This window comes from Tardiphaga sp. 37S4, assembly GCF_021044645.1.
GTDB lineage: Bacteria > Pseudomonadota > Alphaproteobacteria > Rhizobiales > Xanthobacteraceae > Tardiphaga > Tardiphaga robiniae.
On record NZ_CP088008.1, the window covers coordinates 2,995,771 to 3,008,296 of the forward strand.

Annotated in this window: 11 protein-coding genes and 1 pseudogene; 6 read left to right on the forward strand and 6 right to left on the reverse strand. The window is 62.1% G+C overall.

The features are described 5' to 3' along the window. Positions 1-4: 4 nt before the first annotated feature. Complete coding sequence (locus LPB73_RS14570) at positions 5-1,588, reverse strand: winged helix-turn-helix domain-containing tetratricopeptide repeat protein (RefSeq protein ID WP_231080976.1); 1,584 nt, start codon at positions 1,586-1,588, stop codon at positions 5-7. A 248-nt stretch (positions 1,589-1,836) separates the two neighbouring features. Here LPB73_RS14570 and LPB73_RS14575 point away from each other — a divergent pair, with 248 nt between their 5' ends. The 4 genes from LPB73_RS14575 (at position 1,837) to LPB73_RS14590 (ending at position 5,953) form a co-directional block, all read left to right on the forward strand. Further along, on the forward strand, positions 1,837-2,577 hold the full coding sequence (locus tag LPB73_RS14575; protein ID WP_231080977.1) for an SDR family oxidoreductase: 741 nt from the start codon (positions 1,837-1,839) through the stop codon (positions 2,575-2,577). Between the two features lie 38 nt (positions 2,578-2,615). Then, positions 2,616-3,590, forward strand: coding sequence for an alpha/beta fold hydrolase (locus LPB73_RS14580; RefSeq protein WP_199712083.1), 975 nt, complete (start codon positions 2,616-2,618; stop codon positions 3,588-3,590). Positions 3,591-3,631: 41 nt separating this feature from the next. Further along, on the forward strand, positions 3,632-4,288 hold the full coding sequence (locus LPB73_RS14585; protein ID WP_175367416.1) for an HD domain-containing protein: 657 nt from the start codon (positions 3,632-3,634) through the stop codon (positions 4,286-4,288). Positions 4,289-4,600: 312 nt separating this feature from the next. Beyond that, positions 4,601-5,953, forward strand: a complete 1,353-nt coding sequence (locus LPB73_RS14590; RefSeq protein WP_231080978.1) for a hypothetical protein — start codon at positions 4,601-4,603, stop codon at positions 5,951-5,953. Positions 5,954-6,047: 94 nt separating this feature from the next. Here the strand turns inward: LPB73_RS14590 and LPB73_RS14595 are convergent, their stop codons facing one another. The 4 genes from LPB73_RS14595 to LPB73_RS14610 form a co-directional block, all read right to left on the reverse strand. Beyond that, positions 6,048-6,728, reverse strand: coding sequence for a response regulator transcription factor (locus LPB73_RS14595; RefSeq protein ID WP_068730718.1), 681 nt, complete (start codon positions 6,726-6,728; stop codon positions 6,048-6,050). Positions 6,729-7,007: 279 nt separating this feature from the next. Then, positions 7,008-8,603, reverse strand: a complete 1,596-nt coding sequence (locus tag LPB73_RS14600) for a Do family serine endopeptidase (protein WP_231080979.1) — start codon at positions 8,601-8,603, stop codon at positions 7,008-7,010. 188 nt (positions 8,604-8,791) lie between these two features. After that, entirely contained in the window at positions 8,792-9,187 is a 396-nt protein-coding gene (locus tag LPB73_RS14605; RefSeq protein WP_231080980.1) for a carboxymuconolactone decarboxylase family protein, read from the reverse strand. A 38-nt stretch (positions 9,188-9,225) separates the two neighbouring features. After that, complete coding sequence (locus LPB73_RS14610) at positions 9,226-10,194, reverse strand: Bug family tripartite tricarboxylate transporter substrate binding protein (RefSeq protein WP_231080981.1); 969 nt, start codon at positions 10,192-10,194, stop codon at positions 9,226-9,228. A gap of 136 nt (positions 10,195-10,330) precedes the next feature. Here LPB73_RS14610 and LPB73_RS14615 point away from each other — a divergent pair, with 136 nt between their 5' ends. After that, on the forward strand, positions 10,331-11,239 hold the full coding sequence (locus tag LPB73_RS14615; protein ID WP_231080982.1) for an amidohydrolase family protein: 909 nt from the start codon (positions 10,331-10,333) through the stop codon (positions 11,237-11,239). Further along, the gene (locus LPB73_RS14620) at positions 11,236-11,922 is read left to right on the forward strand and encodes a GntR family transcriptional regulator (protein ID WP_231080983.1); all 687 of its coding nucleotides are present in this window, start codon (positions 11,236-11,238) and stop codon (positions 11,920-11,922) included. The genes LPB73_RS14615 and LPB73_RS14620 overlap by 4 nt, the downstream gene beginning before the upstream one ends. 43 nt (positions 11,923-11,965) lie before the next feature. Here LPB73_RS14620 and LPB73_RS14625 read toward each other — a convergent pair. After that, positions 11,966-12,469: pseudogene (locus LPB73_RS14625) on the reverse strand (IS630 family transposase); the annotation flags it as partial. Positions 12,470-12,526 lie beyond the last annotated feature (57 nt).

The window sequence follows — 12,526 nt, forward strand, 5'->3', positions numbered from 1 at the left end:
AGGTTCACTCCGGAAGGCCGGCTTTTCGCAGGCCTTCCGATGCAAGTGCGAAGTCCTGCGGTCGCCGCACCAGCAGCCAGTCGTCAATATTGCTGAGCCGCAATGTGGGATCGAGCCGGCGCACATGGCCCATCGCCTCACGCGCCTCTTCCATTCGCCCACCCAGGGCATGCGCAGCGGCCTGGAATGCGGCGACCCGAAGAATGTTCGGCACCTCGCGCGACGCCTCCCGCAAGCAATCGAGCGCGGTATCAAAGCGTCGCGAATAGAGATGCGACATCGCGATTCCCGTATGCATCTGGAATGTCTCGGGATCGAGCGGACTGAGCCGCATGGCGCGTGAAAAATAGGCGATGGCCTCGTCGTGTTCGCCGAGCGAAACGCGTTGATAGCCGCCGAGGTACCAGATCGTCGAGAGATTGGGATTGAGCACCAGCGCACGATCGACATAGGCGACGCAGGCATGCAGGTCGCCGCCGAAATGCGGCCAGGCATGGCCGCCGCGTGTCAGCGCTACCGCGTCGTTCTTTCCGAGGGTGACGGCGCGCTCGGCAAGCCGCGCCGCTTCGCGCCCGTCAGCCACACGATCGGAAAGCCAGCGATTCATCTTGCGCCAGTAGAAGCATCCCGCAGCCATCCCATAGGCCGCAGCGAAGTCGGGATCGAGCTCGATGGCTTTGTAGAAATTCGCCAATGCTGCATCGATTCCATCGCGCGTCGACACATGAAAATTCGCCAGTCCGCGCAGGTAGTAATCGTAGGCGTCGAGGCTTTCAGTCGGTTTCCGCTTGGCGCGTTCGATCTCGGCAAATTCAAGCTGCGGCGCGATGGCGCCCACGACGCTTTCCGTGACCTGGTCCTGCAGATCGAAGATGTCATCGACGACACTCTCGAAGCGCTCGCCCCACAGATGCATGCCCGTGGTGGTATCGACGAGCTGTCCGGTGATGCGCACGCGATTCGCCACACGGCGCACGCTGCCTTCCAGTACATAGCGCACGCCAAGTTCGCGCCCGACCTCGCGGACGTCCACGGCACGGCCTTTAAACGTGAAACTGGAATTGCGGGCGATGACGAACAGCCAGCGAAGCCGCGACAGTGCGAGGATGATGTCCTCGACCATGCCATCGACGAAATAGTCCTGCTGCGGATCGCCGCTCAGATTGAGGAACGGCAATACTGCGATCGACGGCCGATCGGGCAACGTCAGCGCGGCGTTCGGATTCGCCGTCGATGTGGCGTGATCGGCAACCGCCGCGTCAGACTGCGCCGGCATTGCCGTCTCGGTCACATCGCCGACGAAACGAAAGCCCTTGCGCGCCACCGTCTTCAGCAGCCGCTGTTCGTCGCCGCTATCGCCCAGCGCCTTGCGTACCGCATTGATGTGACTGGCCAGCGTCGATTCGGACACGATCCGTCCCGCCCACACGGCATCGAGAAGGGCATCCTTGCTGACGACGTGGTCGCGGTTCTTCACCAGATGCAGCAGCAGGTCGAACGCCTGCGGCGTGATAGCCACCTTGTCGCTGCCATGCGACAACTCTCTGCGGTCGGGATCGAGGACATAGCCTGCGAACAGATACGGCACTCGGCGCTCCATGACTGCCTGCGTTTTCGGCCGGCGGCAATGAACCGTCAAGACCTTCAGGAGGCAACAGAACCGACCCCACAACTGGCCTGTCGCGCGCCATCGGCGGTGACGTGCCAGCCGGCCCTTTCTGAACGAACATCCAAGCGAAACTCAAGAGAAAACGAAGATTGCGGCAAAGTCTTCCCGTGCGCCGCGGCGCATGGTCCGCCCACACGATCGTCACCGTGTGAAAGGGAGAAAATATCATGAAAATCGTCGTCATCGGAGGTAGCGGCCTCATCGGTACGCAGGTCGTGAGCGGCTTGAGGAAGCTGGGCCACAAGGTCCTCGCCGCCTCGCCGTCGACGGGCGTCAACACGCTGACGCGGGAAGGACTGGCCGAGGCCATGTCCGGGACAAACGTCGTCATCGACGTGGCGAATTCACCATCATTCGAGGACGGGCCGGTGATGGAATTCTTCCAGACATCCACCCGCAACCTGCTCGCGGCGGAAAAGGCCGCAGACGTCCAGCATCATCTGGCCCTGTCTGTGGTCGGGACCGAGCGCCTTCAAGCCAGCGGCTATTTCCGTGCCAAGCTGGCCCAGGAGGATCTCATCAAGGCGTCTGGAATGCCCTACACGATCCTGCGGGCGACGCAGTTCTTCGAATTCATCCCCGCCATCGTGCAAGGCGGCGTGGACGGCGACGTGATTCGCCTGGCGCCGGCCCTGATCCAGCCCATCGCATCTGCGGACGTGGCAGCCGCCATGGTGGACCTGGCCCTGGGCACCCCGGTGAACGGCGTAGTCGAGGTGGCCGGGCCCGAACCGCTCCCGCTCGACGCACTCGGGCGCAAATATCTGACGGCAAAGCGGGACCCACGCCAGGTCATCGCCGACATCCACGTGGGTTATTTCGGCACGCCGATCAATGACCGCTCCCTGACGCCCGATGCCGGCGCGCGCATCGGAGCGATAAATCTCGACGACTGGCTCAAGGGCTGATCGACGCAAGCTGCCTCTCCGCCAACCAAGGACCGACCATGACCGACGACGTTCCGCGCTCGACACCCTCCCGCCGCGATCTGCTCGCAGCTGCCGCCATCACCGCGATCACTGCCGGCTTGCCCTCGATCGCCGAGGGCAAGGCCGGCGACAAGCCAACCAAACCTCACGCTCACAAAGGACATCGCACCATGAGCACCATCACCACAAAGGACGGCACCGAAATCTATTACAAGGACTGGGGCAAGGGCCCGGTCGTTACCTTCTCCCATGGCTGGCCGCTCAACGCGGACGCGTGGGACGGCCAGATGCTGTTTCTCGCCCAGCATGGTTACCGTGTCGTCGCCCATGACCGCCGCGGTCATGGCCGCTCCAGCCAGGCCTCGAACAACAATGACATGAACGGTTATGCCGACGATCTCGCCGCAGTCATCGAGACGCTCGATCTGAAGGACGCGACGCTGGTCGGCCATTCCACCGGCGGCGGCGAAGTCGCACGCTACATCGGCCGCCACGGCACCAAGCGCGTGAAGAAGGCGGTGCTGATCGCGGCGGTGCCACCGATCATGCTGAAGACACCAGCCAATCCGGAGGGACTGCCGATCGAGGTGTTCGACGGCATCCGCGCAGGTGTGGCCGGAGATCGGTCACAATACTACAAGGATCTGGCGATCGCCTTTTACGGCGCCAACCGGCCCGGCGCGAAAGTCTCGCAGGGCACGCTGGATCAGTTCTGGCTGTGGAGCATGCAGGCCGGCGCGAAGAATGCCTATGAGAGCGTGAAGGCGTTCTCGGAGACGGATTTCACGGAAGACCTGAAGAAGTTCGACATCCCCACCCTCGTCCTGCATGGCGAGGACGATCAGATCGTGCCCGTGAAGGATTCCGCAGTGAAATCAGCCAAGCTGATCAAGGGTGCCAAGGATGTCTATTATCCCGGCGCACCGCACGGCATCACGGCGACCCATGCAGATCAGGTCAATGCCGAGCTGCTGAAATTCCTGAAGAGCTAGCACAGGCAACCTTCACGGTCCGGTAGAGCGAGGCGACGAACATGCAACAGATCAATGACAGGCAACTGGCGGGAGTGACCGTCCCCGATACGGCCATCATCGCCAGCGCGATCGACCACGCCCGGAACAGTTGCGAACCATACCTGTTCAACCATGTCGTCAGGTCATGGTTGTTTGCGGTGCGGCTCGCTCAACTGCAGAACATCGAGCACGACGGCGAGGTTCTCGCCGTCGCAGCACTACTGCATGACATCACGCTCAATGAACGCTTCGCCGGACCGCGTCGCTTCGAAGTAGAAGGCGCCGACCTCGCGCGTCTCTTTGCACGGGAGCATGGCTTCGACCGAAGCCGTGCACAGTTGATCTGGGATAGCGTTGCGCTCAATTCCACGCCGTCGATTGGGCTGTTCAAGGAAGCCGAAGTCGCGCTCTGCACCGCCGGCATCTGCTTCGATGTCGTCGGCCTGCAGTATGACCTTATTCCGCCGAGCGACGTTGCGGCGATTGTCGCGGAATTTCCACGTTTGGGAATGAAGCAGAAAATGACTCGCTGCTTCTGCCATATCGCCCGGACCCAACCCGGCACCACTTACGACAACTTCATTCGCGATTTCGGCGAACGTTTCGTGGCGGGCTACAAGGCAAGCTCCGTCGTCGAACTGGTGATCAACGCGCCGTTCGACGAAGAACAGCCATAGACGGCGCGACGGACCGCCGCTGTATCTTTATTAGAATCAGGTTCCGGGAGAATGTCACGATTGTCGTAAGGCAACCTCGCCCGCTGCCATAGCTTCGCCGGCGACCTGATTGAGCGCGAAAGTGTGGGAATCACGGGTAAACCTGCCTAATCTCCTTAGTTATGGGTGAAGAGGATAAAGCTCCATGGATATTGGCAGATCCGGTTGGAGGCCGACGACAACCAGAATGACATCGGCAACTCGGCCGATTGATGCTACCAAATACCGCCATCGGGCAGTAGATGAAGTAGCTTGGGGGAGGAACTGAGGTTGATGCAGAAGCTTGCTCGACGGTTGGATAGCCGGCGGCTTTCTGTTTCCTTGATCGTGATCGGATGCGTTCTTCTAGGCTTCCTGCTCCGCTTCCTCGCTCGGGAGCATGCCACCACTGACGCCGTTCGATACCTGATCCCCTGGTACATATTCGCGCGCGACCGCGGTATCGACGGGCTTAGCGAGGCCTTCACCAACTACACGCCGTTCTACAGTTACCTGTTGTTGATCACGGCGCAATTCGATGGGCTGGGCCAGCCCCTCACTCTGGTGAAGGCGATCTCGTTCGTATTCGAGTTCGGCTGCGCGATCGTGGTAGCTCTGATCGTGTGGTCGGCGAATAAGGCGCCATCGCGCGCGTGCGTTGCCTTTTGCTGTGTCTGGCTTGCGCCGACAGTGATCTTCAACGGCGCGGTGTGGGGCCAGGCCGACTCGATCTGGACATTCTTCACGCTCGTTTCGATAGCGGCATTCATGCAGCATCGGAACGGCATTTTGCCATTCGCGGTCGCAGTCGCGGTGAAGGCCCAAGGCGTATTCCTGGGGCCGTTCGTCCTTGGCATGATGTTGCGTGACAAGATTCACTGGGCATGGCTCGCCGCCGTTCCCGTGGTCTATGCAGCCCTCGCCGTTCCTGTGGTTGTCGCCGGCAGACCCATCGCCTCGGTGTTCAGCATCTACATGGAGCAGGCTGAGACGTTCCACCGCCTCACCATGAACGCCGCGAATATCTGGGTGTTCGCAGGGAGTCTTCCCTACCAGATGGGTGTCGCCATCGGGCTCGCATTGGCGGCGCTCGGCGGGCTGGCTCTGGCAGCCTTGCTCGCGCGGTCCAAGCGAGAAGGCCCAGAGTTCATTTTGCTTGTCGCATGCGCATCTCTGATGATCATGCCCTACCTGCTTCCGAAGATGCACGATCGTTACTTCTTTGCATTCGAAGTCGCGTCCATCGGGCTCGCCTGTCTCAATGCGCGTTACCTGCCGTTCCCGGTGATCGCTCAAATCTCCGGCGTGCTGTCCTATCTCGGATTCGAACGCGAGATCGTGATGGGTCTGCTCCCCGCGGCGCTGTGCAACACATTGCTGGCCATATACCTGGTGCTCGACCTCTCGCGCGATGAGAGCGGCTTCCGCTTTCCGAAACTTGCATGGCTCGGCTACGCCGCATCGACTGCAGGACTGTTCGCTTACCTGCTGCTGGCAGATGCAGGGGAGAACATGTCTCTCACCTACCTGCTCTTCACGGGTCTCGTCGTGGGCACGGCGCTGATGGTCATTAAAGGCTCGCGCTGCGCGTCGGTTCCCGAACGGTCAGTCGCCGGAGCAGCCCCCGCGCACCCGCCCGTCAATTGAGATCAATCACTTTCGCAGTCCGGGACGATTGACGCGATGACGATCAGCAATGACCGCGTAAAGCCTCAATCTTCTAACTGAACCTAGATTTGGCTCACTTCATGCCGTCGCGGACCATATAGCCGGCGCCGCGAATGGTGTGCAGCAGCGGACGCTCAAAGCCCTTGTCGATCTTCGAGCGCAGGCGCGAGATATGGACATCGATCACGTTGGTCTGCGGATCGAAATGATAATCCCAGACGTTTTCCAGCAGCATGGTGCGGGTGACCACCTGCCCGGCATGTTTCATGAGATATTCGAGCAGCCGGAATTCGCGGGGCTGCAGGATCAGTTCCTGGCCACCGCGCGTCACGCCATGCGACAGCCGGTCGAGCTCGAGATCACCGACGCGATAGGTCGTTTCTTCAGCGGGACCGCCCTGGCGGCGCGACAGCACTTCGACGCGCGCGAGCAGCTCAGCGAATGAATAAGGCTTCGGCAGATAGTCGTCGCCGCCGGCGCGCAGGCCCTTGATGCGGTCGTCGACCTGGCCCAGCGCCGAGAGGATCAGCGCCGGCGTCCGGTTACCCTTGTCGCGCAGGCCGCCGATGACGGAGAGACCATCGCGCTTCGGCAACATGCGATCGACCACCAGCACGTCGTAATCGCCGGAATCGGCGAGCGCGAAACCTTCCTCGCCATCGCTGGCGTGATCGGCGACATGGCCGACCTCACGGAAAGCCTTGACCAGATAGTCGGCGGATTCGCGGTCGTCTTCGATGATGAGCAGACGCATCTGGGGATCGGATTCGCTGTGGATCTTGTGAGTCTCGGTCACCATGGCGCGCACCGGGCTTTCATGCAAGGCGGCGGAATGCCCGCCGGTTATCCTTCGGGGCAGAAAGAAGAATAGGCGGTGAAGCTGGGGGAAACTTCACCGCCCATTGGCCTTTCAACGGAGGGGGGCGTTTTCCATCGAAAGGAAGCAGCGGGAGCGAGTTTGTGGCTCGCCCCCTGGAAAGAGCCGTCAGCGGGGGCGACTATGCCGGCGACACTCTCCGTTCATGTGCGGTGATCAGCTCTTCGCGAGGGGAACGGCCACGAACTTCGAGGAGCCGTTCGAGCGAACCCTGATCAGCACGCTGTTCTTGTTGTCGTTGTGCGCGGCGACAATCGCCTCGCGCACATCGCCGGGATTGGTCACGCTCTTGCCGGCGACTTCGAGAATGACGTCGCCTTCCTTAAAGCCACGCTCGGCAGCGGCACTCTTCGGATCGACGCCGGTCACGACCACGCCGTCCTTGCCGGCACCGGCGACACTGCTCGCGGGCGAGACCGTGAGGCCGAGCCGCGGCACGTCGCTGCCGCGCGATGACGATCCCTTGTCACCGCTATCGACATCGGCCTTCGCCTCTACCGTGTTCGGCAACTGGCCGAGGGTCATGGACAGAACCTTGTCCTCCCCCTTGTGCAGCACGTTGATCTTCACCGTGTTGCCCGGCGCGAAGCCGCCAATGGTGCGGGCGAGTTCGCGTGCATCCTTCACCGGCGTGCCATTCACCGCGGTGATGACGTCACCCGACTTGATGCCGGCCTTGGCTGCCGGACCATCGGCCTGCGGCTCGGCGACCAGCGCACCTTCCGCCTTCTTCAGGCCGAGACTGTCAGCGATATCCTGGGTCACCGGCTGAATCTGCACGCCGATCCAGCCACGCGAGACCGAACCCTTGTCCTTGAGCTGCGCCACCACCGTCTTCACGGTCGAGGCCGGGATCGAGAACGCGATGCCGACGCTGCCGCCCGAAGGCGAATAGATCGCGGTGTTGACGCCCATCACTTCGCCCGACGTATCGAAAGCCGGACCACCCGAATTGCCCTTGTTCACGGGCGCATCGATCTGGATGAAATCGTCATACGGACCGCTGCCGATGTCGCGACCCGAGGCCGAGACGATGCCTGCGGTCACGGTGCCGCCGAGTCCGAACGGGTTGCCGACTGCCAGCACCCAGTCGCCGATCCGCGGCTTGCCGTCGGCAAGCTTGGCGAACGGGAAATCGGTGCGGCCCTCGACCTTGATCAGCGCCAGATCGGTGCGCGGATCGGTGCCGATCACCTTGGCCGAATAGGTCTTGCCGTCGTCGGTCGAGACCTCGACCTTGTCGGCGCCATCGACCACGTGATTGTTGGTTACGGCGAAACCGTCAGCCGAGATGAAGAAGCCCGAGCCCTGACCGCTCACGACGCCACGGCCGCCGCCGCGCGGACCACCGCGCATGCCCGGGGGCACGCCGTCCTGGCCGAAGCGCTTGAAGAAGCGCTCCATCGGGGAGCCCGGCTGGAACGGCGAGTCGCCGTTGTTGTCGTCATCCTTCGATGCGACCTTTTCCTTCATGTTGACCTTGACCGAGATCACCGATGGCTTCACGCGCTCGACGATATCGGCGAAGCCGACCGGCTGCGCGGCCTGCGACTTGACCTGCTTGTCGACCTGCGCGTGCGCAGTGGTGGTGAAGATGTCGACCGGACCGTTGGAGGGCGACAGGCCATAAGCGGCAACACCAACGCCCGCAACAACCGACGCCATCAGCGCGAATTTACGCGCAGAGAACAGCGAACGGCGGGACGCCTTGTAGGACGGCAATTCGGAAAAATCGTTGGGGCGGTCGGACATCGAGAAAATCTCCAGAGCAACGGCGCGGGGGCAAGGCGCCTTGTGTGATCTGAAGATGGAGGTTTCCACCTTACCGCGGGCTGGCAGGGGAATTAAGGTTTGGTAATCTGGGAGATGCAGGTGTGGCGGGGTGACGCAGGGAAAACCGCGCCTGAATCACCCCGATATCGGCAGATGCAGCGGCGGTATCAACCGCCGGTCTTTTGACCCGTCTCCGGGAACAGACCGGCCAGGATTTCGCCGGCCATGTTGAAGGCTGCAACGCCGCGGAACAGCGCCGCGATTCCTGCACTTGCGTGCAGTTCCTCAAGCGTGGCGCCGGCCTTGATCGCAGCCTTTGCGTGATTGGCAGCAGCTTCGGACGTCTGGACCAGCAGGATCGCGAACGACATCAATTGCACGGTCTTCTGGTCCAGCGCATCCGGCGTCAACGCCGCAATCCGCCAGTCCTCCAGCGCCGTGACCAGAGCGGGATCGACGCGCATGCCGAGTTCGAGCCGCTTCGCGATCTTCGGCGGCGTGAAGCCAATCATGGTCTCGTAGCGGGACTTCAGCTCGTCGAGTTCAGCAATTTTCTTCGTCATGTGATTCCCGTTTTCAAATCGATTGCGGCCCGAGGTTCCTACTCGACCTTGGCACCCGCCGTCTTGACCACTTGCCCCCACTTATCAGACTCCGTGCGCAGAAACGCCGCGAACGCGTCGCCTGACAATGTGCCGGGCTCGGCGCCGACATCGGCGAGACGCTTCACCATGTCGGGGTCCTTCAGCACCTTGGTCACCCCGTCGATCAGCACCTTCGTCACATCCGGCGGCATCTTGGCCGGCGCGACGAGGCCAAACCATGACGACGCCTCGAAATTCGCGACACCCGCCTCCGCCATGGTCGGCAGCTCCGGGAACAGAGGCGAACGTGCTGCGCCGGCCACGGCAATCGCGCGGATCGTGCCGCCCTGAACCTGCGGACGAATAGCCGGCATGTTGTCGAACATCATCGGAATCTGACCGGCGATCAGGTCATTCATCGCCGGCGCCGCGCCGCGATACGGCACATGGACGATATCGATGCCGGCGCGCGCCTTCAGCAGCTCGCCGGCCAGATGATTGGTTGATCCCAGGCCGGACGAGCCGAAATTGAGTTTGCCCGGCGATGCCTTGGCGAGCGCGATCAGCTCCGCCACCGTCGTCGCCTTCACGCCCGGATTGACCGCCAGCACGATCGGAACCGACGCGATCAACGCTACCGGCGTGAAATCCTGCGCGGGATTGAAGGGGAGTTGCGCGTAGAGCGACTGATTGACCGCGAGCGGTCCGGGCGCCGTCAGCAGCAACGTATAGCCATCGGCGGGCGAGCGCACGACGGCATCCGCGCCAATGTTTCCGCCGCCGCCGGCACGGTTGTCGATCACCACCGGCTGTCCCCAGAGCTCCTGCAGCTTGGTGCCAAGCAAGCGGGCAACGACGTCGTTCGATCCGCCGGCGGGAAACGGCACCACGATCTTGATGCCGCGTTCGGGAAACCCTGCATGGGCAACCTGGCCGACCAGCGAAACCATGACCAGAGCCACCAGTGCAGAAACCACGTGCCGCATGCGAACCTCCAAATAATCGATTTTTCTTGCTTCGTCGATTTTATGTTGGCACTACTTAAGGCTGTCGTCAAATCGGCTGATTGCCACCGTTTATTTTCAGCGAACAAAGATCGCTTATTTGAAGGGAGTTGCCACGATGAGTGCGCATACGCCTGGCGCCCCACCGAAGCCCTGCCCCGGCCCCGATCGCCATCCGAAGCGGCCGGCATTCGTGATGCCGCGTGGTGCCTGCGATACCCATGTCCACGTCTTCGGCCCGCAGGTCGAATTTCCGTTCAGCGAACAGCGCAGCTACACGCCCGAAGACTGCACCTATGACGACCTGATGCAGCTCCACGAAACGCTCGGGATCGACCGCGCCGTCATCGTGCATGGCGGCGCTCATGGCACCGACAATAGTGCGACCCTCGCGGCCCTCGACCTCAATCCGCGACGACTGCGCGGGGTGGCCGTGATCCCGTCGGGCCTGCCGCAGCAGGAGCTCGAAGACATGCACCTCCGCGGCATGCGCGGCTGCCGGATGTCCACCGTCGTCAGCGGCGGCGCATCCTTTGCGCATCTAGCGGGTCTCGCGGACGAGACCTTCGATCTCGGCTGGCATCTCGTGCTGCATTTCAACAAAGCGAGCGAACTCGTCGATGTCGCGCCTCAACTGATGCAGGTCCGCAGTCCGTTCGTGCTGGATCACCTCGCCCGGATCAGCGCTGCAGAAGGCGTCGACTCCGAACCGTTCCGAACCTTGCTGCGATTGCTCGACACCGACCGCTGCTGGATCAAGCTCGCCAGCCTGTATCGCCTCTCTGCGGAGTCCTATCCGCATCGCGACATGCTGCCGATGATCGCGCGCGTGGTCGAAGCGCGTCCCGACCGCATCCTCTGGGGCAGCAACTGGCCACATCCGATCTGCCCGGTCGCGATGCCGAACGATGGCGACCTCGTCGATCTCATCCCGCTCTGGCTGCCGGATCCCAAAGCGCAGCAATTGGCACTGGTGGATAATCCGGCTTCGCTTTACGGTTTCGAGAGCATCGGACAGGCATCATGAGCACCGCACACACCACTACGGCCGGCGCGATCCCGACCACATTGTCCACCACGCTCGTCGCCCGCTTGCGGGATTCGATCATGCGCGGCGACCTGCTGCCGGGCAGCAAACTCAATCTTGATCGCCTGCGCACCGTCTTCGGCGTCAGCCTCAGCCCGCTGCGCGAAGCGCTGTGTCGTCTGGAGAACGACGGACTCGTCGCGCTGATCGACCAGCGTGGCTATCGCGTCACGCCGGTCTCGGCGAGCAATCTCGCCGAGATCATCCGGCTACGCGTCGAACTCGAAGGCCTCGCCGTCAAGGAAGCCATCGAACACGGCGATGTCGCCTGGGAAGGACGCGTGCTCGGCTCGCTGCATCAGCTCAGCCGCTGCAAGCGCGGCTCACGCTCGGCCGCTGAACAGGAAGCCTGGGAGATTGCGCATCGCGCCTTCCATGCCGAACTGATCTCAGCATGCCAGATGCCGCTGCTGCGGCAGTTCTGTGCGACGCTGCACGACCAGAGCGATCGCTATCGTCGCATCTTCCTGAAGAAGCATCAGCCGGATCGCGATGTGCCTGCAGAACACACAGCCATGGCCCATGCGATGATCGAGCGGCGCACGCGCGATGCAACACGGATTCTGCGCGAGCATATCGAACGCACGGGTCGGAATATCCAGGCGGTGTTGCCCACCGAATAGACGCCGGCCGCGGCAACGGCTGCACTAGTGGATTGACGCTTTCCCTTTTGATAGCGTCGAGGACGAGTTTGGGATTGGCCGTCCAGACAAAGGGCTTTGGATCGGCGTTGGTTTCGATAACGAAGCGATCGATGACGGCTTTGAGATCATCGACGGATCGGAACACGCCGCGTTTGAGGCGGCGTCTCGCAAGCTTTGCGAAGAAGCCTTCGACAGCGTTGAGCCATGATGCCGAGGTTGGTGTGAAGTGGAACGTCCAGCGGGATGCCGGGCCAGCCATTCTTGCAGCTTGGGATGTTTGTGGTTGGCGTAGTTGTCGATGATGGCGTGGATCGCCTTCGTGCCGGCACCTGGCCCTCGATGGTGTTGAGGAAGCGGATGAACTCCTGGTGCCGGCGGGGGCTGCATATTGCGGCCGATAACGGTGCCGTCGAGGATATTCAGGGCCGCAAACAGGGTGGTCGTGCCGTTTGTAGTCGTGGGTCATCGTCCCGACGCGGCCCTTCTTCGTCGGCAAGCCGGGTTGAGTGCGGTCGAGCGCCTGGATTCAATGAGTCCTGAGCCTCAGCGGCCATATGTAAAAATACGGCAACTCGCGTATTTT